Origin of the sequence: Streptomyces sp. S.PB5, assembly GCF_030403745.1 — a bacterium.
Taxonomy (GTDB): domain Bacteria; phylum Actinomycetota; class Actinomycetes; order Streptomycetales; family Streptomycetaceae; genus Streptomyces.
This window is the reverse complement of record NZ_JAQMWP010000009.1, coordinates 245,220-269,325: the sequence shown is the minus strand read 5'-3', so window position 1 is coordinate 269,325 and position 24,106 is coordinate 245,220. Positions and strand designations below refer to the sequence as shown.

Below are 24,106 nucleotides of genomic sequence, written 5' to 3'. Positions count from 1 at the left end.
TCGCGGGTGCGAGAGGTCTGCGCGCGGGTCGAGGACGACGGTGTCCGCCCGTACCTGGTCGTACGTGGCGGTCACTGCGGACCGGCGCGCCTGCTGCCGATAATCATGGCGAACGAGAGCACGGGGGCAGTCTGGCACAAGTCGCCCCCGCGCTCACCGTCCGTCTCAGGATGCGAGCACGCCGCCGGTCAGCGCAGGTGGCGTACGAACACGTCCCGCTCGTCGTTGGTGTCCCCGCCCGGGATCAGCGTGCCGTCCCAGGAGACGAACACGATCCGCCGGGCACCGTCCGCGATGCCGCCCGGTTCGACCCCCGCGGAGGCCGGGGCGCCGGTGGGGTCGGGGGTGACCAGGGTGGTCGTGCCCGTCTTGAGGTCCCGCAGGTAGACCGGGTAGCGGGCGCCGCCGGGCAGACCGTCGACGCGGCCCGTGAAGGTGACGTACCGGCCGTTCGCGCTCACGGCGGGGTCCTGGGTGTAGACCCGGGAGGCACCGTCGTGGGGCGCGTGGAGGCGCTGGTTGACGCCCGTGGCGACGTCGTGCACGAACACGTTCCAGCTGGCGTCGGTGTCGCCGGGCACCAGGTGGGTGTCGGCGGACTCGAAGACGACGGTGCGTCCGTCGCCGCTGATGGACGGGGACGTCGACTCCCGTTCGGTCTGCGAGCCGTCGTAGGAGCGGTCGACGAGGGTGCGCTCGCCGGTGGTGCGGTCGTACATCCATACGTCGCCCCAGTCGTCGCCGCGCGGGCCGTTCGCGTAGTTGTACTGGTAGACGACCCGCTTGCCGTCGTCGCTGACCGTCGGCTCGGAGGCGTTGCGCGGCTCCCAGGTGGGCCTGGGCTGGCTGATCCGCTGGGTGGTGCCGGCGACCCGGTCCCGCAGGAAGACCACGCGGCCCTCGCCGGTCTCCTGGAGCGTGAAGACGGCGTAGCGGGTGTTCTGGCTGACGGAGACGTCACCGATCGGCCCCTCGAAGCCCTCGGGAGCCTCGATGCCGAACTTCACCTCCTTGCCGGTGCGCGGGTCGTTCAGGACGACGTCGTTCTGGTGGTAGAGGTAGCGCCCGTCGTTCAGGATCGCGAGGATGCTGCCGAACCCGGAGAAGCGGAGCTTCCCGGTGTGCAGGTCGCGGATGTACATGCCGCCGTGCGGCACATGGGGGTCGAGGTCCTCCGCCGTCGAATCGAAGCCGACGTAGCGGCCGTTGCGGCTGATGACGGCGTTGTCGGAAGCGCCGGCGGCCGCCTTGCCCTCCGGAGTGACGCTGATCGGCTCGGTGTGCGGGGCCCTCGGTGCGGCGGTCGCCGCGGGTGCGGTCAGGGCCGCCGTGGCGGCGGTGACAACGATGGCGAGCGCGACGGCCCGCTTCGTGCGGTGCATGGTGGTTCCCCCGTAGTGGTCGTTTGACGCTTCACCCCCGGCCCGCGCCAAGGGCTCCCTTCGAGGCAAACGCACCACCGGCCACAGGGTCAATGGGTCTTATTGCGTACAACCCGGGCGGGGCATCACGCGTCCGCGAGAAGGCCGTCGTTCAGGAAGTCCCGTACATGGCCGAGAATCATCTGCCGGTCGGTGCCTCGCAGGCCGATCGCCACATGGATGGAGAAGCCGTCCAGCAGGGCCCGCAGCCGGGAGGCGAACCGGTCCGGGTCGACGGCCCGGAACTCCCCTCGCGACACGCCCTCCGCCAGCAGGGCCACCAGGTCGCGGTGCCAGGCGCCCTCGATGGCGGCCTGGCGTTCCCGGGCGTCCGATTCGACGGCAGCGCTCTGCGAGCGGTTCCAGACCTCCAGCCAGAGGGTCCAGTGCGGGTCGCGGTGGCCGTCGGGGATGTACAGGTCGACGTACGCATCGAGCCGTTCCCGTGCGGTGCCCGTACGGGCGAGGAGCCGCCCCCGCTCTGCGCCGAGGCGTCCCTCGCTCCACTCCAGGGTCTGCAGCAGCAGCTCGTCCTTGGAGTGGAAGTAGTAGAGGAGGTGGCCGCTGCTCATCCCGACCTCGCGGCCGAGGGCCGCCATGGTGAGCTTCTCCAGGCCGCGTTCGGCGATCATCTCCATGGCGGCGGCGAGGACGTCCCCGCGCGGCGGCGCGTTCCTGCGCGCACCGGCCATCCGTCGGCTCCTAGATCTTCGGCTGCTGCTGTGTGATGCAGTGGATGCCTCCACCGCCCGCGAAGATGGTACGGGCGTCCACCAGCGTCACCGTCCGCCCGGGGAACAGTCGCCGGAAGATGCCCGCCGCGATCTCGTCGTTCGGGTCGTCGAAGGCGCAGAGCACCAGTCCGCCGTTGCAGAGGTAGTGGTTGATGTACGAGTAGTCGACCCACTCGCCGTCCTCGTCCTTGAGGACCGTCGGCGCCGGGATCTCGACGACCTCCAGGCGGCGGCCCTTCGCGTCGGTCTCGCCGCTCAGGATCTCGATGTACTCGCGCGAGCGGGCGTGGTCGGGGTGGGCAGGGTCGCGCTGGCTGTGGACGACGACCGTGCCGGGCCGCGCGAAGGCGGCGACGATGTCGACGTGGCCCTGTGTGCCGTACGTCCCGTAGTCGCCGGCGAGGCCGTGCGGGAGCCAGATCGCCTTGGTGGTGCCGAGCCGGGCGTGGATCTCCGCCTCGACCCGCTCCCGCGTCCAGCCGGGGTTGCGGCCGGAGCCGAGCTGGACGGTCTCGGTGAGCAGGACGGTGCCCTCGCCGTCGACGTGGATCGCGCCGCCCTCGTTGACGAGTGCGCTGCTTCGCACGGGCACTCCGGCCAGGTCCGCGACATGGCGGGCGATCTTGGAGTCGTGCTCCCAGCTCGCCCAGTCCTGGGCGCCCCAGCCGTTGAACACCCAGTCCACGGCGGCGAGGCGCCCTCGGCCATCGGTCACGAACGTCGGACCGATGTCGCGCATCCACGCGTCGTCGAGCTCCCGCTCCACCAACTCGACGTCCGGGCCGAGCAGTTCGCGCGCGGACTCGCCCTGGCCGGTCCCGTGCACCATCGTCACCGGTTCGTAGCGGCGCACCGCGCGGGCCACGGACGCCCACGCGGTGCGGGCCCCCGCGAGCTCCTCGTCGTCGGTGAAGGTCGCGTTGGGGCCGGGCCAGGCCATCCAGGTGCGCTCGTGGGGCTCCCACTCGGCGGGCATGCGGTAGGTCATGAGGAACTCCGGGAGTCTCAGAGGAAGTACAGGCGGTTGAGGGAGACGGACTCGGCCGGTTCGGAGCGCAGCGGTTCGCCGTCCAGGGTCACCAGTCCGGTGCGCTGGTCGACATCGACCGCTCCGGTACGGGAGTTGAGGCGCAGGTCGGCGGGGCCGATACCACGGGTGCCACGGACGGCCACGCGTCGACGCCGGGTCGGCATGGTGTCGCCTCCCTGGTCCAGGGCCGCCTGGGCGACGAAGGCGACCGAGATGTCGGCAGGGGTGGCGCCGTACGAGCCGAACTGCGGGCCGAGGACGAGCGGTTCGCAGGTGTCGGTGGCCGCATTGGGGTCGCCGACCACGCCGTACGCCGGGAAGCCGGACTTCAGGACCAGCTGCGGCTTCGCGCCGAAGTACTCCGGGCGCCACAGCACGATGTCGGCGAGCTTGCCGGCCTCGATGGAGCCGACCTCGTGCGAGAGTCCGTGCGCGATGGCCGGGTTGATCGTCAGCTTGGCCATGTACCGCAGGACGCGCTCGTTGTCGTGGTCGTCGTTCTCGGCGCCGAACTCGGCCTTCATCTTCCCGGCCATGGCGAAGGTGCGGCGGACGGTCTCGCCGGCGCGGCCCATGCCCTGGGCGTCGGAGGAGGTGATGCCGATCGCGCCCAGGTCGTGCAGGACGTCCTCGGCGCCCATGGTCCCGGCGCGGATGCGGTCGCGGGCCATGGCGGCGTCGCCGGGCAGGTCGGTCTTCAGGTCGTGGACGGAGACGATCATGCCGTAGTGCTCGGCGACCGCGTCCCGGCCGAAGGGGAGGGTGGGGTTGGTGGAGGAGCCGATGACGTTCGGGACGCCGGCCATCTTCAGGACGTTGGGGACGTGTCCGCCGCCGCAGCCCTCGATGTGGAAGGCGTGGATGGTGCGGCCCTCCAGGACCCGGAGGGTGTCCTCGACGGAGAGGCATTCGTTCAAGCCGTCGCTGTGGAGGGCGACTTGGACGTCGTGCTCCTCGGCGACACGGAGGGCGGTGTCCAGCGCCCGGGTGTGGGCGCCCATGTCCTCGTGCACCTTGAAGCCACTGGCCCCGCCTTCGGCGAGCGCCTCGATCAGGGGTGCCTTGTGGGAGGACGAACCCCGGCCCAGGAAGCCGATGTTGACCGGCCAGGCGTCGAAGGCGTTGAAGGCGTGCCGCAGTGCCCAGGGCGAGTTGACGCCGACGCCCCACACCGGGCCGAACTCCTGCCCGATGATCGTGGTCACGCCGGACGCCAGTGAGGCCTCCATGATCCGCGGCGACAGCAGATGGACGTGGGTGTCGACGGCTCCTGCGGTGGCGATGAGCCCCTCACCGGACACGATGGACGTGCCGGTGCCGACGACGACGTCGACGCCGTCGAGGGTGTCGGGGTTACCGGCGCGCCCGATCGAGCAGATCCGTCCCTCGCGGATACCGATCGACACCTTCCGGATGCCCAGCGCCGCGTCGATCACGACGACGTTGCTGATCACGACATCGCAGGTCTCCCGCACGGCGGCGGCCTTGAGGTGCAGCCCGTCGCGGGCGGTCTTGCCGAAGCCGGCGAGGAACTCGTCGCCGTACTTCTGGGAGTCGGCCTCGACGCGGATCACGAGCCCCGAGTCGCCGAGGCGGATGCGGTCGCCGGCGCGGGGGCCGTGGGTGGACGCGTACTCGTACGGGGTGAGGCGGCGGGCCTCGGCCGGGTGGCCTCCGGGACGGCTCATCGGGCGGCCTCCTCGTCGAGGGTCACCGGAGCGCCGGGGGCACCGGCGCCGGGGGAAGTCCGTCGGCCGGTCGTCTCGGCACGGATCTCCGCGCCACCGGACGCGTCGGCCCCGAGCGCAGCCTCTCGATCGGGCGCCCTGTCGCCGATGCCCGAACCACCGGGCGCACCGGCGCCGAGCACGGTCGCCCCGTCGGTCGCCCCGTCGGCCGCCCCGTCGCGGATGCCCAGGTAACCGCAGGCCGCCGCCCGGCGCAGGGCCTCCTCGCGGGCGCCCGGCGCGTCCAGCGGCCCGTCCACGAGCCCGGCGAACCCGATCGCGACCCGCGCACCGCCGATCGGCACGAGCCCGACCTCCAGCGACTCCCCCGGCCCGAACCGCACGGACGATCCGGCGGGCACCGCGAGCCGCAGGCCGTAGGCGGCGCCCCGGTCGAAGTCGAGACGCGGGTTGGCCTCGAAGAAGTGGAAGTGGGAGGTGACGGAGACGGGGACGGTCGCGGTGTTGGTGACCGTCAGCCGTACGACCGCCTCGGGCTCGGCGTGCTCGGGCCCCGGCAGCAGCGCGCCGGGGGCCTGGTCGCCCAGCCCGCCACCGATCGGATCGCTCACGACGGCGAGCCGCGACCCGTCGTCGAAGACGGCCTCGACATGCACCTCGGTGACGACATCGGCCACCCCGGGCAGCACGTCGTCCGGACCGAGCACACCCCGGGCCCGCTCGATCGCCTCGGCGAGCCGCGCCCCGTCCCGGGCGGCCTCGCACACGGTGTCGGCGATCAGCGCGGTGGCCTCCGGCACGTTGAGCCTGAGGCCGCGGGCCCTACGCGCCCGGGCCAGCTCGGCGGCGCCGAAGAGCAGCAGGCGGTCGCGTTCGGTGGGGGTCAGCCGCATGTCGTTCCTTTCGCTTTAGAGCAACACTCTAAAACGAAGATGTCGACAAACAAAGACTTGACGGCAGAGCAGAGGACAGAACACATTGAACGTCACTCAAATCGAGGGACCCAGGGAGACGCACCATGCCCATGGAACAGCGCGGAGTCGACACCATCCCCGACGAGGAACGCACCAGCGACCCCCGGGATCTCGTCTCGATCCTGCTCGGCTCGAACCTCTGCCTGGGCGTGATCGTCTTCGGCTGGCTGCCGCCGTCGTTCGGTCTCGGCTGGTGGGCGTCGGTGACCTCGGTCGTGGCCGGCACGGTGGTGGGAACCGCGTTCACCGCCCCTCTCGCACTGGTCTCGTTCCGCTCCGCGACCAACCTGTCCACGTCCTCCGGCGCCCAGTTCGGCGTACGGGGCCGGCTTGTCGGCTCGGTGGTCGGGTTGCTGCTGGCCCTGGGCTACACCGCGCTGACGGTGTGGATCGGCGGCGATGTGATGGTGGGGACCCTGGGCCGGCTGGTGGGACTGCCGGCGAGCGGGATGTCGTACGGCGTGGTCTACGGGCTGCTCGCGGCGGCCACGGTGGCGGGTGCGGTGTACGGGTACCGGGTGCTGCTGGCGATGTCCCGGGTGCTGGCGGTCGGGATGACGGCCCTGCTGGTCCTGGGTGTGTTCGCCTACGCCCCGCACTTCACGACGGACGCGCTGCCGCAGGCCGGCGGCTATCTGCTGGGCGGCTTCTGGCAGACCTGGCTCCTGTCGGCGGTGGCGGCGGGACTGTCGGGGCCGATCGCCTTCATCACCCTCCTCGGCGACTACACCCGCTACATCTCACCGGCCCGTCACTCCTCGCGCCGCGTGCTGCGCGCCACCTGGCTCGGCCTGATGCTGGGTCTGCTGGTCCCGCAGCTCTTCGGCACCTTCACGGCGTACGCGGCGGGCGCGGCCCTCGACTACGCCGGACCGCTGGTGGCCGCCTCGCCCGGGTGGTACCTGGTCCCGCTGCTGCTGGCGGCCTCCGCGGGCTCGGTGGGCAACGCCGGGCTGATGCTGTACTCGATGGGCCTCGACCTGGACGCGATACTCCCGCGGGTCTCGCGGGCGCGGGCCACGTACACGGTCGCGGTCGTCGCCACGGCCTGCGTCTTCGTCGGGCACTACGCCTCCACGGCGCAGGACGCGATGACATCCTTCGTCCTGCTCCTGACGGCCGTCGGCACCCCGTGGGCGGTCATCACCCTCATCGGCTTCGCCCGCTGTCGTGGCGTGTACGACGCGGAGGCCCTCCAGGTCTTCAACCGCCGTGCGCGCGGCGGGATCTACTGGTTCCGGGGCGGCTGGAACATCCCGGCGACGGTGTCATGGGCGCTGGGCGCGGCGGTCGGATCGCTGGCGGTGTCGCTTCCCTGGTACGAGGGTCCGCTGGTGGCGTGGACGGGCGGGGTCGACTGCGGCTTCGTGCTGTCGGGGCTGGTCGGCGGAGTCACGTATCTGCTGCTGATGCCGGCACGCGAAAGGGCCGCCGCGGAACCCGAAACGGTGTCCGCGACGGCCCTGTTGGTCGACGACTAGCCCAGCTTGTGCATCCAGCCGTGCTTGTCCTCGGCCGTGCCGCGCTGGATGTCGAGCAGCGCCTGCCGCAGCTTCAGCGTGACCTCGCCCGGCTCGCCGCCGCTCTGCTGCCACTCGGCGGTCGCGCGCTTGACCGTGCCGACCGGGGTGATGACGGCGGCGGTGCCGCAGGCGAAGACCTCGGTGAGGGTGCCGTTCTCGGAGTCGCGCTGCCACTGGTCGATGGAGACGCGGCCTTCCTCGGACCGGTAGCCGAGGTCGCGGGCGACGGTCAGCAGCGAGTCACGGGTGACGCCCTCCAGGATGGAACCCGTCAGCGCCGGCGTGACGATTTTGTCGCCGTACACGAAGTACAGGTTCATCCCGCCGAGTTCCTCGATCCACTTGTGCTCGACGGCGTCGAGGTAGCAGACCTGGTCGCAGCCCTTGGCGGCCGCCTCGGCCTGGGCGAGCAGGGAGGCCGCGTAGTTGCCGCCCGTCTTCGCGTCGCCCATGCCGCCGGGGACGGCGCGGACGCGGTCCTCGGAGAGCCAGATGGAGACCGGCTTGACGCCGCCCGGGAAGTACGCGCCGGCCGGGGACGCGATGACCAGGAACAGGTACTCGTTGGCCGGCTTGACGCCCAGGCCGACCTCGGTGGCGATCATGAAGGGGCGGAGGTAGAGGGATTCCTCGCCGCCGTGCGCCGGGACCCAGGCCTCGTCCTGCTGGACGAGGAGGTCGCAGGCCTCGATGAAGGTCTCGACCGGCAGCTCGGGCATGCCGAGGCGGTGCGCGGACCGCTGGAAGCGCTCGGCGTTCTTCTCCGGACGGAACATGGCGACGGACCCGTCGGGCTGACGGTACGCCTTGAGCCCCTCGAAGATCTCCTGCGCGTAGTGCAGGACCGTCGTGGCCGGGTCGAGCGGGATGGGGGCGTACGGCACGAGCTGGCCGTCGTGCCAGCCGCGGCCCTCGGTCCACTTGATGGTGACCATGTGGTCGGTGAAGTGGCGGCCGAACCCGGGGTTCGCCAGGATCGCCGCGCGCTCCGCGTCGGAAAGTGGCGAGGCCGAGGGCTTGAGCTCGATCGTGGGCGTCGTCATGAGTGGTTGTCCTTCACCGGTTGTGTGTGACGGGCCGCGCTCACGCCCTCTACTGTCAGTGGCCAGTGCTAGGACGTCCGAGCATGCCCTCATTCTGCGGCTCCGCGTTCGATTATCGCTCGCGGGGCGCTGAGGACGAAAACGGCGTGAATGCGACCCAGGGGATGATGGTGGCACCCGGCGGGGAGGTATGAAAAGCCGCCGGGTGCGGATGCGACCCGGCGGCTTCGAATGACTCGTGGGATTCGAGTGGCGCGGGGTCAGCCGGCTACTCGTACGGCGAGCGCGTCGCCGATCTCGGAGGTGCTGCGGGCGGGCTTGCCGGCCCGCTCGCCGAGGTCGGTCGAGACCGCGTCCTCGATACGGGCGGCCTCGGACTCGAAGCCCAGGTGACGCAGGAGCAGCGCGACGGACAGGACCGTGGCGGTGGGGTCGGCCTTGCCCTGGCCCGCGATGTCGGGCGCCGAGCCGTGGACGGGCTCGAACATCGACGGGAACTCGCCGGAGGGGTTGATGTTGCCGCTCGCGGCGACGCCGATGCCGCCGGAGACGGCCGCGGCGAGGTCGGTGATGATGTCGCCGAAGAGGTTGTCGGTGACGATCACGTCGAACCGGCCCGGGTCGGTGACCAGGTAGATCGTGGCCGCGTCGACGTGGATGTAGTCGGTGGTGACCTCGGGGAACTCCTCGGCCACCTTGTTGAAGACGTTCGTCCACAGGTGGCCCGCGAAGGACAGCACGTTGTTCTTGTGGACCAGCGTGAGCTTCTTGCGGGGGCGGGCCTGGGCGCGGGCGAAGGCGTCCCGGACGACCCGCTCGACACCGAAGGCCGTGTTCACGGAGACCTCGGTGGCGACCTCGTGCGGGGTGCCCTTGCGGATCGTGCCGCCGTTGCCGGTGTACGGGCCCTCGGTGCCCTCTCGGACCACGACGAAGTCGATCTCCGGCTCGCCGGCCAGCGGGGTGGCGACACCCGGCAGCAGCTTCGACGGCCGCAGGTTGACGTGGTGGTCGAAGAGGAAGCGGAGCTTGAGCAGGAAGCCGCGCTCCAGGACACCGGAGGGGACCGACGGGTCGCCGATGGCGCCGAGGAGGATGGCGTCGTGCTTCTTCAGCGCGTCCACGTCGGCGTCGGTGAGGGTCTCACCGGTGGCGTGGTACCGCTTGGCGCCGAAGTCGTACTCCTTCGTCTCCAGCTTCACATCCTGCGGAAGGACGGCGGAGAGGACCTTCAGGCCTTCGGCCACGACCTCCTGGCCGATGCCGTCACCCGGAATCACTGCGAGATTGATGCTGCGAGACATGTCCGGCACCCTACTCCTCGTCCCATGGAATGACACTCGATGTCCGCCATACGGACACTGGAGCGCGGCCCGGGCGTCAGCCCTTCGACTGGCGTTCACCCGTACGTATGGCGGGTGTTGAGGTTCGCTGGGAACTTCACTGCCATGGACCTTCCCGACTTCGGCATCCCGCCGCAGCTCGCACGCCGGATGAGCATGGCCGAGCAGTACGAGTACCTGCGCACCAAGCTGACCCGGCGCCGCACCCTGGTGACGGCCGGCGCGGTGGCGGGCGGCCTGCTGACCGGCTGCTCGGGAAACAGCTCCCCGTCCGGGAGGACGACCGCCACACCGTCCCCCACCGCCAAGGTGCACGGATCGGCCGTCGCCCCCTTCGGCCGCCATCTCGCCTTCGGCGCCGACCCGAAGACCCAGATGCGGATCTCCTGGCAGGTCCCGCTCGCGGTGAAGCGGCCGTACGTCCGGATCGGCACCCGTCCGGACGACCTGAGCCGCAAGATCGAGGCGGAGGTCCGCGCCCTGCACACCCCGGGCGTCACCGGCGTACGGCTGGCACTGGACCAGTACTACCTGCACGCGGCGCTCGACGGACTGCGCCCCGGGACGACGTACTACTACGGCGTGGGCCACGACGGTCTGGACCCGGCCGAAGCGGCCCACCGCTCGACGATCGCGTCGTTCCGCACCGCCCCCGCGAGCCCCGAGAGGTTCGTCTTCACGGCCTTCGGCGACCAGGGCGTCGGCAGGGCCGCGGCCGCCAACGACAACGTCCTGCTGCGCCAGAACCCCGCCTTCCACCTCCACGCGGGCGACATCTGCTACGCCAACGCCAATGGGCGGGGCGACAAGACGGACGCGTACGACCCCGGCTTCTGGGATCTGTTCCTCAAACAGAACGAGGAGGTCGCGCGGTCGGTCCCGTGGATGGTGACGACCGGCAACCACGACATGGAGGCCTGGTACTCCCCCGACGGCTACGGCGGCCAGCTCGCCCGCTGGTCCCTCCCGGAGAGCGGCTTCGACGCCCGGACCGCGCCCGGGGTGTACGCCTTCACCTACGGCAACGTCGGCTTCGTCGCGCTGGACGCCAACGACGTGTCGTACGAGATCCCCGCCAACCTCGGTCACACGGGCGGGAAGCAGACGGCGTGGCTGGACGGGAAGCTCGGTGAGCTGCGCAAGGCGAAGGGGGTGGACTTCGTGGTCGTCTTCTTCCACCACTGCGCGTACTCCACCTCGTCGCACGCCTCCGACGGCGGGCTGCGGGACGAGTGGGTGCCGCTGTTCGCCAAGCACCAGGTGGACCTGGTGATCAACGGGCACAACCACGTCTATGAGCGCACCGACGCCATCAAGGGCGGCGAGGTGGGCAGGCGGGTACCGATCGGCGCGTCGACCGACCCGACGCGGGACGGCACGGTGTACGTGACCGCGGGCGGCGGCGGCAAGGATCTGTACGGCTTCCCGGTGGGCGTGCGGGAGAGCTACGAGGGCCATGTGCACGACCACGACTCCGTCGACACCTTCCAGTGGACGAAGTCACGGGCCTCGAAGGCGGAGACCGTGGAGTGGTCACGGGTGCGCTACCGGGGGTTCTCGCTCCTGAAGGTGGAGGCGCAGAGCGGTACGGCGGCGCGGCTCAAGGTGTCGGCGCTGGCGCAGAACGGCGACAGGATCGACCATTTCGAGGTGCGGCGCGGGGCGTGAGCCCGCGCCGCACCCCGGTGCGGGTGCGGCTCCCGGATCTTCGGAACGGCGGCGGGCCTCAGTGGCCGGTCGAGCCGCCGTTGTCACGGCGGTCGAGGGCGCGCTGGAGGGCGGCCGCGGCGTTCTTGCGGTCGGACTCGCTCGTACGGGAGGTGTGACGGACTCGACGGCGGACGGTCGTCTCGGCCATGAGAAATCGACTCCTTCGAATTCATGGAGTGCACAAGTTCATGGAGTGCACAAAGGGTTGCGAGACGCCGGAAGGGGCGGGGAGCGGTGCCGCAGGGGTTGCCTGCATGGGGCCCGGCTCACGACCGCCATTCGCTTGATCGAGCGAGACGTTCGGCTTCTACAAAGCTAAGGGAGGACCGTCTGTCTGTCTCCACAATTACTCGGACTTCCTACTATCTGAGACAGTGCAGTGGGTCACACCCCACTGACCTGCGGTTTCACATGACCGCGCAACTCCCGCACCAGCGCCCGAACGGCGGCGGAGGCGGCCAGCTCGGGGGTCGTGACATACCCGACCTGACGGGTGGGACGGTCGGGCCCGAGGTCGGTGATCTCGACGGCGGACGGCACATCGGCGAGGGAGAGCGCGGGCATGATCCCCATCCCGAGCCCGCTGCCCACCATCGACAGCACCGCCCCGTCGTCCTCGGCGCGGACGGTCGCGGTGGGGATCCAGTCCTGGGCCGCCCACCAGGTGCGGGTGTAGGAGGAGCAGTTCTCCAGCCAGTCGACGAGCGGGAGCGAGCGCGGCTCGGGGTGCCCGGCCGGGTGCACCAGGGAGTACGGCTCTTCGAGGAGTACGTCGCCGACGAGCTGCGACGGGATGGGGGAACTGGTCCCGAAGGTGGCGATCCCGAGGTCGGCCCGCCCTTCCACGACCTCCCCTGCCGTGCCCGCCCCGACCTCGCGTACGACGGTGACGGTCGGCTCGATCGCGGGGTGACGGGCGGCGAGGCGTTCGAGGACGGGCGGGAGGAGGTGCAGGGCGGCGCTGCGGAAGGCGGCGATACGGAGGGGGCCGCGGACCTCGTTGCCCTCGGCGCTTCTGGTCTCGGCGACGAGCACGGTCAGCATCCGCAGGACCCGGCGCGCGTGGGCAACGGCCCGTGCCCCGGCGGCCGTCGGCCGAGCCCCGTACCGCCCTCGCTCGAACAGCACCACACCCAGCTTCCGCTCGATGCCGCGTACGGCGTGCGAGACGGCGGACTGGGTCGTGCCGAGGCGGAGGGCGGCGGCCGAGAACCCGCCCTCCTCGGCGACGGCCACGAGGGTACGGAGATCGTGCGGCGCGAGATCGACGGTGTCGTTCATGGATACGGGGTCCCCCACCTGCTGCTATGAGCCACGGCTCATGGATGTGCCTGTTCCATGAGCGCAACCCTCTGCTCCCGGCCGGCATTCCTCCCTACGGTCGGCTCCCATGACCGACACCGCGATCACCGTGCACCAGACCGCCCGCCTGACGGGCTTCCCGACCCCGGACCACTTCGCCTTCGTGGAGTCCCCGGTGCCGACGCCGGCCCCCGGCACGGCACTGGTGGAGAACCTCTACTGGTCGGTCGACCCCTACCACCGCGAAATGATGGACGGCGACTTCGAGTTGAACGCCCCGCTGGAGGGCCGCACCCTGGGCCGGGTGGTGGCCTCACGCCACCCGGGGCTTCCGGAGGGCGAGATCGTCTTCCACCGGCAGGGCTGGCGTACGCACGCGGTGGTGACTCCGGAGGAGACCAGACGCCTGCCGCACCACGAAGGCGTCCCCCTGTCCGCGTACTTGAGCATCCTCGGCGGCACGGGCCTCACGGCGTACGTCGGCCTGACCCGGATCGCCCGGCTCCGCGAGGGCGACGACGTGTTCGTCTCGGCGGCAGCGGGCGGCGTCGGCACGGCAACGGCCCGCTTCGCACGCCTGCTGGGCGCGGGCCGCCTGATCGGCAGCGCGGGCTCGCCGGAGAAGGTCCGCCACCTGACCCGACAGGTCGGCTACGACGAGGCGTTCGACTACCACGACGGCCCGGTCACCGACCTGCTGATGAAGGCCGCCCCCACCGGCATCGACGTCTTCGTCGACAACGTCGGCGGCGACCATCTGGGCGCGGCGATCGGGGCGTTGCGGGAACGCGGGCGAGTGGTCCGCATCGGCACGGTGAGCCAGTACAACACGCCGGACGCCCCGCCGGTGGTCTTCAACCACGCCGACGTGGTGGAGAAGAGCCTCCGCATCGAGGGTTTCCTGGTGAGCCACTACCGCGATGTCCAGGAGGAGCTGTACGAGTTCGCCGTACCCCATCTCCTCAGCGGGGCGCTCGCACCGGACGAGACGGTGGTGGAGGGGTTCGAGGAGATCGTGGAGGCGTTCCTGCTGATGCTGCGAGGTGGGAACACCGGGAAGATCCTGGTGCGGGCGAGGGCGTGACGCGGAGAACGGCGAGGGGAGAACGGTGGGCGGAAAAGGCGAGGGGCCGGGTGCGCCACCCGGCCCCTCAGCTTCTCTGACCGACCGTCAGCCCATGTGCGGGTACGCGTAGTCGGTCGGCGGGACCAGCGTCTCCTTGATGGCGCGGGTCAGGGTCCAGCGCATCAGGTTCTGCGGGGCGCCGGCCTTGTCGTTGGTGCCGGACGCGCGGCCGCCGCCGAAGGGCTGCTGGCCGACGACGGCACCGGTGGACTTGTCGTTGATGTAGAAGTTGCCGGCCGCGTAGCGCAGCTTCTCCATCGTGTAGGCGGCCGCCGCGCGGTCACCGGCGATGACCGAGCCGGTCAGGGCGTAGTCCGAGACCGACTCCATCTGGGCCAGCATCTCGTCGTACTGGTCGTCCTCGTAGACGTACACCGCGAGGAACGGGCCGAAGTACTCGGTCGTGAAGACCTCGTTCTCCGGGTCGGTGCACTCGACGACGGTCGGGCGCACGAAGTAGCCGACCGAGTCGTCGTACGAACCGCCCGCGACGATCGTGCAGGTGGGGTCGGACTTGGCGCGGTCGATGGCCGCCTTGTTCTTGGCGAACGCGCGCTCGTCGATGACCGCGCCGATGAAGTTCGACAGGTCGGTGACATCACCCATGGTCAGGTAGTCGACCTCGGCCGCGAACTCCTCCTTGAAGCCGGAGTTCCAGATCGACGCCGGGATGTAGGCGCGGGAGGTGGCGCTGCATTTCTGGCCCTGGTACTCGAACGCACCACGGGTCAGGGCGGTCTTGAGGATCGCCTTGTCCGCGCTCGGGTGGGCGACCACGAAGTCCTTGCCGCCGGTCTCGCCGACGAGACGCGGGTAGGAGCGGTACTTCTCGATGTTGTTGCCGACCGTCTTCCACAGGTACTGGAAGGTCTTGGTCGAGCCGGTGAAGTGGATGCCGGCGAGGTCGCGGTGGACCAGTGCGACCTTGCTGACCTCGATGCCGTCACCCGTGACCAGGTTGATGACGCCCTTGGGCAGGCCCGCCTCCTCCAGGAGCTGCATGAGCAGCACGGCGGCGTGGGTCTGGGTCGGGGACGGCTTCCAGACGACGACGTTGCCCATCAGCGCGGGCGCGGTGGGCAGGTTGCCCGCGATCGCCGTGAAGTTGAACGGCGTGATCGCGTAGACGAAGCCTTCGAGCGGGCGGTGGTCGAGGCGGTTCCAGACGCCCGGGGAGTTCGCCGGGGGCTGCTCGGCGAGCAGGTCGCGGGCGTACTTGACGTTGAAGCGCCAGAAGTCGACGAGCTCACAGGGGGTGTCGATCTCGGCCTGCTGGGCCGTCTTCGACTGACCGAGCATCGTCGAGGCGGCCAGCGTCTCGCGCCAGGGACCGGCGAGGAGTTCGGCGGCGCGCAGGATGATCGCGGCACGGTCGTCGAAGGACATCGCGCGCCAGGCGGGCGCGGCGGCGAGGGCCGCGTCGATCGCGTCCTGGGCGTCCTGCTGGGTGGCGTTGGCGTAAGTGCCCAGGCGGGACTTGTGGTTGTGCGGCTGCACGACGTCGAACCGCTCACCGCCGCCCATCCGCTTCTCGCCGCCGATGGTCATCGGCAGGTCGATCGGGTTCTCGGCCAGCTCCTTGAGCTTGGCCTCCAGGCGGGCACGCTCGGGCGAGCCGGGGGCGTAGCCGTGCACCGGCTCGTTGACGGGGGTGGGGACCTGGGTCACAGCGTCCATGAGATCCGTAACTCCTTGTACGTGAGCGGGTGTTCGGGTCAGCCCTTGGTGAGGGTCGAGCGGACGAAGAAGAGGAGGTTCGCCGGCTTCTCCGCCAGTCTCCGCATGAAGTAGCCGTACCAGTCGGTGCCGTAGGCGGTGTAGACGCGCATGCGGTGGCCTTCGGCGGCGAGCCGCAGATGCTCGTCGCTGCGGATGCCGTACAGCATCTGGAACTCGTACTCGTCGAGCTTGCGTCCGGCCTCGCGGGCGAGTTCCTGCGCGATGGAGATGAGGCGCGGGTCGTGGGAGCCGATCATCGGGTACCCCTCGCCCTCCATCAGAGTCTTCAGGATGCGGACGTACGCCTTGTCGATCTCATGCTTCTGCTGGTACGCGACCTCGGCGGGCTCCTTGTAGGCGCCCTTCACGAGCCGGACGCGGCTGCCCGCCTCGGCGAGACGGCGGGCGTCGGCCTCGGTGCGGAAGAGGTAGGCCTGGATGACACAGCCGGTCTGCGGGAAGTCCTTCCGCAGCTCCTCGTGGATGGCGAACATCGAGTCGAGGGTGGTGTGGTCCTCGGCGTCGAGCGTGACGGTCGTGCCGATGGCGGCGGCGGCCTCGACGACGGGCCTGACGTTGGCGAGCGCGAGCTCGTGGCCGCCGGGGAGCGCCTGTCCGAACATCGACAGCTTCACGGACATCTCGGCGCGGGTGCCCAGCTCCAGCTCCTTGAGCCGGTCGACGAGCTCCAGATACGCGTCCCGGGCGGCCTCGGCCTGCTCGGGGGTGGTGATGTCCTCGCCGACGACGTCCATCGTCAGCTCCAGGCCCTTGGCCGTGAGGTCCTCGATGATCGGTACGACCTCGTCGACCGTCTCACCCGGGATGAAGCGGTCGACGACCTGCTTGGTCACCGGGGCCGCCGAGATCAGGCGTCGCATCCGGTCGCTGCGCGACGCGGCAAGAATCACGGGACCCAGCACGGGGCACCTCCACAAACCAGCAGATAGAACCACCGCGAAACCTAAGGATCCCTCCGATCGTCTGCCATCGACAGCTGTCACGCATCCGTGCCGCAGATCTCAGACAGATGTATGAAGGGACTGCGATTATGCGGGAGAATGCTGGAGTGACGGTCGACTACAAAGGTGATTACCAGGAGCTGGTCGATGAGATCTCGGAGCTCCTGGGCGTCCCCGCGACCCTCGAGAACCGCGACTTCGAGCTGATCGCCTTCGGGGCGTACGACAGTGAGGGCGACCTCGATCCCTCGGCGCTCGACCCGGTCCGCACCCGTTCGATCCTGACCCGCCGCTCGACGGCCACCGTCCGGACCTGGTTCGAGGGCTTCGGCATCACGCGCGCGACCGGCCCGGTCCGCATCCCCCCGACCCCCGAGGCGGGGGTGTACCGCGGCCGGATCTGTCTCCCCGTACGCCATCGCGGTGTCGTCCTCGGTTATGTCTGGCTCCTGGAATCCGACCCCGGGCCCACCGACGCCCAACTGGCCGCCGCCATGGAGGTGACGGTCCGCATCGGCGCCCTCCTCGCGGACGAGGCCCAGCACGGGGCCGACCTCAGCCGGGAGCTGCGGGCGGTACTGACCGCCGAGCGGGGCTGGCAGGCGGACATGGCGGTGGCGGCCCTGCGCACGGCACTCGGTCCCCGAGGCGACGGCCCCCACGCCATGGTGTGCATCGCGCCCTGGCCGTCGGCCGACCCGGACGACGCCCCCTCGGCCCGTACGGTGCCGCACGCGACGGCGCTGTGCACGCTGCCGTGGGGAGCGGCGGGACAGTCGCTGGCGGTGCTGGTGCGCCTGCGGTCGACGGACAATCCGGCGCCGGCGCGGTCGGTGGCGACGCGGTTGCTGGAGCGGGCGGGCACCTCAGGTGGGGCGGCGGGCGCTTCCGACCGGCCCGGGGTCGGCGGCGCGGTCGGTGTGGCCGGGGTGGCCGGGGTGGTCGCCTCCGCCGGTATCGGCGCCGCGCGCACCGGCCTCGGGGAGCTGGCCACCGCCTGGCACGAGGCGTCGGCGGCGGCTCGGGCGGCGGGGGCGGAGGCGCGGCTCGGTCCGGTCGCGGAGTGGGGGTCGCTCGGGCCGTTCCGGTTGCTCACCGCGCTGCCTCCGGAGATCGCCGAGGACCCCGTCGTACGCCCCCTCCTCTCCCCCGCCCACCGCGAACTCGCCCGCACCGCCGAGATCTACCTCGACTGCGCGGGCCAGGCCGGCCGCACCGCCGCCGAACTCGGCATCCACCGCCAGACCCTCTACTACCGCCTCTCCCGGGTCGAACAGCTCACCGGCCTCGACCTGGACGACGGCGAGGACCGACTGCTGCTGCACATGGCGCTCAAGGGGGCGCGGCTGGGGAGCTGAGCCGGCCGGACCGGCAAGGCGCCCGATCTCCTCCCGGTTTCTTCTCGAATCCGGTCAACCATCCACCACACGTGCCCGATTTCGGGCATGAAGCATGGAAGTCGGTGCCCGGAGCCCCCTACAGTCGCCGCATGATCACCGCTTCCGCACTGGGATCGTTCGCACTGATCGTGGCCCTCCTGACCCTCACCCCGGGCATCGACACCGCGCTCATACTGCGCACCGCCGTCCTGGGCCGCCGTACCCGCGCCTGGGGCGTCGTCCTCGGCATCCAGACCGGCACCCTCGTCTGGGGCGCGCTCGGCGCCCTGGGCGTCACCGCCGTACTGACCGCCTCGCACCTCGCCTACACGGCCCTGCGCTGGGCGGGCGCCTGCTACCTCGTGTGGATGGGGGCGCGGATGGTGTGGTCGACGCTGCGGCGGAGCGGCGGGACGGCCGCCGAGCCCGCGGCGGAGACCGACAGCGGCGACGGTTTCTGGGGCGGCTGGCGCCGGGGCGCCCTGACGAACCTGCTCAACCCCAAGGTGGGCGCCTTCTACATGGCCGTACTGCCGCAGTTCGTCCCGGAGGGCGGCGCCGTCGCGCACCTCGCGAGCGGACTGCTGCTGGCCGGCGTGCACATCGCGCTCGGCGTGCTCTGGGCGGGCGCGCTGATCGCCTTCGCCCGCACGTTCCGCGACACCCTGCGCCGACCGCGCGCCCGCCGCGTCCTGGACCGCGCCGCCGGCACGGTCATCGCCGCCTTCGGCGTCCGCCTCGCCTTCGGGGAGTGAGCGTGCCCCTGCTGATGATCGACCTCGACAACACGCTGGTCGACCGCGACGCCGCCTTCCAGAAGGCGGCGTCCGCGTTCCTGGCCGCGCACGCACTGCCCGGGACCGACCTCGACTGGCTCATGACCTGCGACGCCAGTGGCTACACGCCCCGGGAGGACGTGGCCCGGGCGGTCGTCGAGCGGTACGGCCTTCCCGCGGGCCGGGTCCGGCAGTTCCTGGACTCCGGTGCCGTCGAGCACGTCACCTTGCCCGCGGAGACCCGCGAGGCGCTCACCGGGGCGCGGGAGGCCGGCTGGAGTTGCGTGATCGTCACCAACGGCCGTACGGCGAAACAGGAGTTGAAGATCCGGCGCACCGGTCTCGACCGGCTCGTCCACGCCTGGGTGGTCTCCGAGGCGGCCGGCCACAAGAAGCCCGCGCCGGAGATCTTCCACCTGGCCGCGTCCGCCGCCGGGACCGGCCTCGACGGCGCGTGGATGATCGGCGACTCGGCGCACGCGGACGTCCGGGGCGCGCTCGGGGTCGGGGCGCGCAGTGTGTGGGTCTCGGCCGGCCGGACCTGGGCGGAGACGACGTATCGCCCCACCCTCATCGCCCGGGACACGCCGTCGGCGATCACCCTCGCGACCAGCGGCGGACCTAATTATTGAAAACGATTGTCATCGTGCTACGGTCGGCGCACCGTCCCCTGACCGCCCCTTTACCCGGAGGGTCCCGTGCGCCTGCCCGCTCGCCGTCTGCTCCCCGTCACCGCCCTCACGGCGGCATCCGCGCTGCTCACCGGATGCTTCTCCGGAGCGGACTCCGCCGCCGGGGGCGGTGAGGGCAAGCGGGTGCGGGTCGCGATGATGAACCCCCCGCGCTCGGGACTCTCCCCGCTCTCCGACGACGCGTTCAAGCTGTCGCGCTGGTCGACGGCCGAGACGCTCGTGAAGCTCGACGCCGACGGGGACGCCGTACCCGCGCTCGCCACCGAGTGGCAGCAGTCCGGCCGGACCTGGACTTTCGAGATACGCGACGGCGTCACCTTCCACGACGGCACGAAGCTCGACGCCGAGGCGGTCGTACGCGCGCTCGCCACCGCCGCCGGAGCCTCCCCCAAGCCCCGCATCCTCGACGGCGTCGAACTGACCGCGAAGGCCGAGGACTCCGACACCGTCACCGTCACCACCGCCGACGAGGACCCGCTCGTCCCGCAGCGGCTCAGCTCGCCCCAGCTGTCGATCCTCGCCGCGAAGGCGTACAGCGGCAAGACGGTGAACCCCGTCGGCGCCGGCACCGGCCCCTTCGAGCTGACGAAGGTCAACGGCACCTCCTCCGCCACCCTCGACCGCTACGACGACTACTGGGGCGGCAAGGCCAAGTCCCCCGGTATCGACGTGAAGTTCGTGCCCGACGGCACCGCACGCGCCGCCGCCCTGCGCAGCGGCGAGGCCGACATCGTCGAGGCGGTCCCCGTCTCGCAGGCCGCGCTCCTCGACGAGGACCTGGTCACCGAGGTCCCGATGCCGCGCACCAACACCCTGTACCTCAACACCGAGAAGGGCGTCTTCAAGGACGCCGGTCTGCGCGCCGCCGCCCGCGAGGCCATCGACGCCGAGTCGATCGTGAAGGGCGTGTACGAGGGCCGCGCCGATGTCGCCGAGGGGCTGCTCGGGCCGGCGCTGCCGTGGGCCGCCGAGCTGCGGTCGGACGTCAAGCGCACGTCCACCGCCGCGAAGCCGAACGGCCGGACCGTCACCATCGGCACCTTCACCGACCGCGCCGAACTCCCCGAGGTCGCCGCCACCCTGCAACAGCAGCTCCAGAAGGCCGGGTTCAAGGTCAAGCTGGATGTGCGCGAGTACGCCAACATCGAATCCGACGCCCTCGCGGGCGAGTTCGACGCCTTCATCCTCTCCCGCGCGACCGTCCTCGACTCCGGCGACCCGGCCGCCTACCTCTACAGCGACTTCGCCTCCGACGGCTCCTTCAACATCGCCCAGCTCGCCGACCCCACGGTGGACGCCGCCCTGAAGACGGCCGCCGGCACCGGGACCGGTGAGGCCCGGCGCAAGGCCGTCATCGCCGCCGAGGCCGCCGTGCTCGCCACCGACGCCGCCGTCCCGATGCTCCACGAGCGGGTGATCCAGGGCGACGCCGCCGGGGTCGTGGCCGCCGCGCACGACCCGCGCGAGCGCGAGCTGGTCACGGCGGACACCTACGTCAAGTGAAGCCCCTTTCCCGGGGGTTGCCGACCCCGGCCGCTCTCACCCGGGTCCTGTGCCTCCTCGCGGTCGTGACCGCCGTCGGTCTCCTCCCCTGGCTCTCCGGCCGGGACCCGGCCCTGACCGTCCTGCGCGCCCGCTCCGCCGAGCAGGAACCGACGAAGGAGGCCCTGGACGCCGTACGACGGGATCTCGGGCTGGACGCCGGTCCCCTTTCCCTGCTGGGGAGTTGGGCGTCCGATCTGGTCCGCGGGGATCTCGGCACGTCGTGGGTGTCGGGCACCGAGGTGCTGCCGTCCGTGGTCTCGGGACTGCAGGTGTCGCTGGCGCTGATGGGCGCGGCCTTCGTCGTCGCGGCGCTGCTCGGCTGCGCGCTGGTCGCGCCGGTGCTGGTACGGGGGCGGGGGTCGGCCGGGGCGTTCGCCGCGATGCTGGCCGCCGTGCCCGAATTCCTGCTGGCCACCGTGGCGTTGCTGGTCTGCGGGGTGTGGCTGGGATGGCTGCCGACCTCCGGGTGGCAGGGCCCCGAGTACATGGTCCTGCCCGCCCTCGCCCTCGGTGTCCCCGCGGGCGGACTGCTCGGGCGGCTGGTCGCGGACGCACTGCCCGCCGTGCTCGACGAGCGGTGGGTGGAGCTGTGGCGCGGGTCCGGGGTGAGCCGGGCACGGGTCTGCGCGGCCGCGCTCCGACGCGTACTGCCCCCGCTCGTCCCGCAGTTCGGGATGGCCGCGGTCGGGCTCACCGGTGGCGCGGTCGCCGTGGAGACCGTGTTCGCGGTGCCGGGGATCGGACGTACGGCGCTGGGGGCCGCCAAGTCCCAGGACCTGCCGCTGCTCCAAGGGGCCGTGCTCGCCCTGCTGTTGCTCGGCCTGGCGGTGGGCGCACTGTCGGCGCTCACCCGACGCCGGCTGCTGGGGCCCGCCCTACGGGACGCCTCGCTCACCCTGCCCCCGCCCCGGCCGGTACGCACGCATCCGGCCGTCCCGCTGACGCTGCTCGCCGTTCTCACGGTGACGATCGGATGGGGTCTGCTGCGCGACCCGTACGCCATCGACACGACGAACCGGCTGGCGGCGCCCACCTGGGCCCACCCCCTCGGCACCGACGGCCTCGGCCGTGACGTCCTCGCCCGGCTCGGGCACGGGGCGGCCGCCACGGTAGGCACGGCCGCCGCCGTCTGTCTGCTGAGCCTGGCCGTCGGGCTGGCGCTGGGCTTCCTGCCCGGGGTCGCCGCGGGCGCCGCCGACATCGCCAACGCCCTGCCCCCCGTGATCGTCGGCATCCTGGTCGCCGCGGCCGCCGGACCAGGCACCGGGGGCGCGGCCCTCGCGGTCGCCCTGATCTCCTGGCCACCGCTGGCCGCGCACGCGGGGGCGCTGGTGCAGGAGGTACGGGCGTCCTCCTTCCTGATGGCCCAACGCGCCATCGGCGCACCCCCGTTGTGGATCCTGACCCGGCACGTCCTGCCGTCGGTGGCCGCCCCCGTGGCCCGCCACGCCCTCCTCCGGCTCCCCGGCATCGCCCTCGCCCTCGCCTCCCTGGGCTTCCTGGGCCTGGGCGCCCAGCCACCCGCCCCGGAGTGGGGCCTGCTCCTCGACGAGTCCCGCGCCTACGTCGAACGCGCCCCCTGGGCCGCCCTGGCCCCGGCGGTGGCCCTGGCCCTGCTGGCGGGGCTCGCGGTGTCGGGAGCGGCGTACGCACAAGGACGCCGGGCCCGTCGTACGGGCGGTAGGCGCGACGCTCGCACCGGCAGGGGGCGCGACGCTCACACCAGCGGAGAGCAGGTCACTCACACCAGCGGAGAGCGGGTCGCTCACACCGGCGGGGAGGCAAGTGGCTCGCACCGCAACCGTCAAGAAGGAGGGCCCCGTTGAGGTCTGAGGTGTCCGACGTGCTGCTGTCCGTGCGGGATCTGCGGATCGGCTTCGGCGGAGTGGAAGCCGTGCGCGGTCTGTCCTTCGACGTGCACGCCGGCGAAGTGCTCGCCCTCGTCGGCGAGTCCGGCGCGGGCAAGTCCCTCACGGCCCGGGCACTGCTCGGGATGCTGCCCGCCGAGGCCACGGTGAGCGGCACGATCCGCCCGGACCTCTCCGCCCAGCGGGGCCGCCGTATCGCCCTCGTCCCCCAGGACGCCCTGTCCGCGCTGTCCCCGGTGCACCCCGTGGGCGACCAACTCGCCGCCGCCGTAAGGTCGGTGGCCCGCGTCTCCCGCACGGAGGCCCGGTCGCGGGCCGTCGCCGCGCTCGACCGCGTCGGCATCCCGGACGCCGCCCGCCGAGCCCGCGCCTACCCGCACGAGTTCTCCGGCGGCATGCGGCAACGGGCGGTCATCGCGATGGCGACCATCAACGAACCGGACATCCTGATCGCCGACGAGCCGACGACCGCACTCGACGAGGAGCGCCGGGACCAGGTGCTGAAGGTCCTCACCGACCGGCGGGAGGCCGTCGGGGCGGCCCTGGTGCTGGTCACGCACGACCTCGACGCGGTACGACGGCACGCGGACCGGGCGCTGGTCATGTACGCCGGCCGCCTGACCGAACTGGGCCCGACGGAAAGCGTGTTGACCAAGCCTCTGGCCCCGTACACGGCGGGCCTACTGGCCTCGCTCCCGCAGCCGGCAGTGGATGCGACGGGTGCCCGGGATCCCCGGCGTGACGGGGATCCCCAGCGTGCCCTGGACCTCCAGAACGCCCTGGACTCCCGGCGTGCCCTGGACCTTCAGCACGGCCGGGACCAACAACCCGGCCGGGGGCCCCAGCAGGTCCCGGACCCCGAGCACCCCGAAGACCACCAGCGCACCCCGGGCACCCGGCACGCCCTGGACTCCCGGCATGCCGGAGAGCACCAGCGCGCTTCCGGCACCCAACACACCGGAGAGCGCCAGCTCGCCTCGAACCCCCGGCACGCCGAAGACCGTCAACACACCCCGAACCCCCAGCACGTCCCAGACCGCCAACACACCCCGAACCCCGAGCAAGCGGGCACCCCCCGCCCCGCCCGAGGCCGACGGCTCCCCACCCTCCCCGGCACTCCCCCGTCCCCCGGAGCCCTTCCGCCGGGCTGTGCCTTCGCCCCGCGCTGCGCTCGCGCGACGGACCTCTGCCATCGCGACGAGCCGGAGCCGACGCGGACGGACGACGAGCGGCTGGTCGCCTGTCATCACCGGGAGGAAGTATGAGCACCC

The 24,106-nt window shown here is 71.6% G+C and carries 19 protein-coding genes and 1 pseudogene; 9 read left to right on the top strand and 11 right to left on the bottom strand.

Going from position 1 to position 24,106, the window contains the following annotated elements:
- Positions 1–188: 188 nt before the first annotated feature.
- The 5 genes and pseudogenes from PH203_RS24795 to ureA all read right to left on the bottom strand — a co-directional run.
- Positions 189–1,382 carry a hypothetical protein gene (locus tag PH203_RS24795; RefSeq protein ID WP_289922694.1) on the bottom strand — a complete coding sequence of 398 codons (1,194 nt, stop codon included), beginning with the start codon at positions 1,380–1,382 and terminating at the stop codon, positions 189–191.
- A 125-nt stretch (positions 1,383–1,507) separates the two neighbouring features.
- Positions 1,508–2,113 (bottom strand): TetR/AcrR family transcriptional regulator, encoded by a 606-nt coding sequence (locus tag PH203_RS24790; RefSeq protein ID WP_289922693.1) that lies wholly within the window; start codon positions 2,111–2,113, stop codon positions 1,508–1,510.
- A 10-nt stretch (positions 2,114–2,123) separates the two neighbouring features.
- A complete protein-coding gene (locus PH203_RS24785; protein ID WP_289922692.1) occupies positions 2,124–3,143 on the bottom strand; it encodes an agmatine deiminase family protein in 1,020 nt (339 codons plus the stop codon).
- Positions 3,144–3,160: 17 nt separating this feature from the next.
- Positions 3,161–4,873 (bottom strand): urease subunit alpha, encoded by a 1,713-nt coding sequence (locus tag PH203_RS24780; protein ID WP_289922691.1) that lies wholly within the window; start codon positions 4,871–4,873, stop codon positions 3,161–3,163.
- A gap of 221 nt (positions 4,874–5,094) precedes the next feature.
- Positions 5,095–5,766 (bottom strand): annotated as a pseudogene (gene ureA, locus PH203_RS24775) (urease subunit gamma); the annotation flags it as partial.
- 125 nt (positions 5,767–5,891) lie between these two features.
- On the opposite strand from ureA, the gene PH203_RS24770 reads away from it, so the two are divergent.
- Positions 5,892–7,328: a cytosine permease gene (locus PH203_RS24770; RefSeq protein ID WP_289922690.1), complete on the top strand. Its 1,437-nt coding sequence runs from the start codon at positions 5,892–5,894 to the stop codon at positions 7,326–7,328.
- Here the strand turns inward: PH203_RS24770 and PH203_RS24765 are convergent.
- Together PH203_RS24765 and PH203_RS24760 are read right to left on the bottom strand one after the other, a co-directional pair.
- Complete coding sequence (locus PH203_RS24765) at positions 7,325–8,413, bottom strand: branched-chain amino acid aminotransferase (RefSeq protein WP_289922689.1); 1,089 nt, start codon at positions 8,411–8,413, stop codon at positions 7,325–7,327. The two genes, PH203_RS24770 and PH203_RS24765, sit on opposite strands and share 4 nt — an antisense overlap.
- A 260-nt stretch (positions 8,414–8,673) precedes the next feature.
- On the bottom strand, positions 8,674–9,717 hold the full coding sequence (locus PH203_RS24760) for a 3-isopropylmalate dehydrogenase (protein ID WP_289922688.1): 1,044 nt from the start codon (positions 9,715–9,717) through the stop codon (positions 8,674–8,676).
- Between the two features lie 144 nt (positions 9,718–9,861).
- Here PH203_RS24760 and PH203_RS24755 point away from each other — a divergent pair, with 144 nt between their 5' ends.
- Positions 9,862–11,424 carry a metallophosphoesterase family protein gene (locus tag PH203_RS24755; protein ID WP_289922687.1) on the top strand — a complete coding sequence of 521 codons (1,563 nt, stop codon included), beginning with the start codon at positions 9,862–9,864 and terminating at the stop codon, positions 11,422–11,424.
- 58 nt (positions 11,425–11,482) lie between these two features.
- Here PH203_RS24755 and PH203_RS24750 read toward each other — a convergent pair whose 3' ends face one another.
- Both PH203_RS24750 and PH203_RS24745 read right to left on the bottom strand, forming a co-directional pair.
- Positions 11,483–11,614 carry a hypothetical protein gene (locus tag PH203_RS24750; protein WP_106982032.1) on the bottom strand — a complete coding sequence of 44 codons (132 nt, stop codon included), beginning with the start codon at positions 11,612–11,614 and terminating at the stop codon, positions 11,483–11,485.
- 236 nt (positions 11,615–11,850) lie between these two features.
- Positions 11,851–12,747, bottom strand: a complete 897-nt coding sequence (locus PH203_RS24745; RefSeq protein WP_289922686.1) for a LysR family transcriptional regulator — start codon at positions 12,745–12,747, stop codon at positions 11,851–11,853.
- 109 nt (positions 12,748–12,856) lie between these two features.
- Between PH203_RS24745 and PH203_RS24740 the strand changes: the two genes are divergently transcribed.
- On the top strand, positions 12,857–13,852 hold the full coding sequence (locus PH203_RS24740; RefSeq protein ID WP_289922685.1) for an NADP-dependent oxidoreductase: 996 nt from the start codon (positions 12,857–12,859) through the stop codon (positions 13,850–13,852).
- An 87-nt stretch (positions 13,853–13,939) separates the two neighbouring features.
- On the opposite strand, the gene pruA is transcribed toward PH203_RS24740, so the two are convergent.
- A complete protein-coding gene (gene pruA, locus PH203_RS24735; RefSeq protein ID WP_289922684.1) occupies positions 13,940–15,571 on the bottom strand; it encodes an L-glutamate gamma-semialdehyde dehydrogenase in 1,632 nt (543 codons plus the stop codon).
- A 38-nt stretch (positions 15,572–15,609) separates the two neighbouring features.
- Complete coding sequence (locus PH203_RS24730) at positions 15,610–16,536, bottom strand: proline dehydrogenase family protein (protein WP_289922683.1); 927 nt, start codon at positions 16,534–16,536, stop codon at positions 15,610–15,612.
- A gap of 128 nt (positions 16,537–16,664) precedes the next feature.
- Here PH203_RS24730 and PH203_RS24725 point away from each other — a divergent pair, with 128 nt between their 5' ends.
- The 6 genes from PH203_RS24725 to PH203_RS24700 all read left to right on the top strand — a co-directional run bounded on the left by PH203_RS24725 (position 16,665) and on the right by PH203_RS24700 (position 24,100).
- Complete coding sequence (locus tag PH203_RS24725) at positions 16,665–17,933, top strand: helix-turn-helix domain-containing protein (protein ID WP_289922682.1); 1,269 nt, start codon at positions 16,665–16,667, stop codon at positions 17,931–17,933.
- Between the two features lie 131 nt (positions 17,934–18,064).
- Positions 18,065–18,709: a LysE family translocator gene (locus PH203_RS24720; RefSeq protein WP_289922681.1), complete on the top strand. Its 645-nt coding sequence runs from the start codon at positions 18,065–18,067 to the stop codon at positions 18,707–18,709.
- A 2-nt stretch (positions 18,710–18,711) separates the two neighbouring features.
- Positions 18,712–19,362, top strand: a complete 651-nt coding sequence (locus tag PH203_RS24715; RefSeq protein ID WP_289922680.1) for an HAD-IA family hydrolase — start codon at positions 18,712–18,714, stop codon at positions 19,360–19,362.
- 66 nt (positions 19,363–19,428) lie between these two features.
- Positions 19,429–20,925 carry an ABC transporter substrate-binding protein gene (locus PH203_RS24710; RefSeq protein WP_289922679.1) on the top strand — a complete coding sequence of 499 codons (1,497 nt, stop codon included), beginning with the start codon at positions 19,429–19,431 and terminating at the stop codon, positions 20,923–20,925.
- A complete protein-coding gene (locus PH203_RS24705) occupies positions 20,922–22,793 on the top strand; it encodes an ABC transporter permease subunit (protein WP_289922678.1) in 1,872 nt (623 codons plus the stop codon). The genes PH203_RS24710 and PH203_RS24705 overlap by 4 nt, the downstream gene beginning before the upstream one ends.
- Positions 22,790–24,100: an ABC transporter ATP-binding protein gene (locus PH203_RS24700; RefSeq protein WP_289922677.1), complete on the top strand. Its 1,311-nt coding sequence runs from the start codon at positions 22,790–22,792 to the stop codon at positions 24,098–24,100. Before PH203_RS24705 ends, PH203_RS24700 begins: the two co-directional genes overlap by 4 nt.
- Positions 24,101–24,106 lie beyond the last annotated feature (6 nt).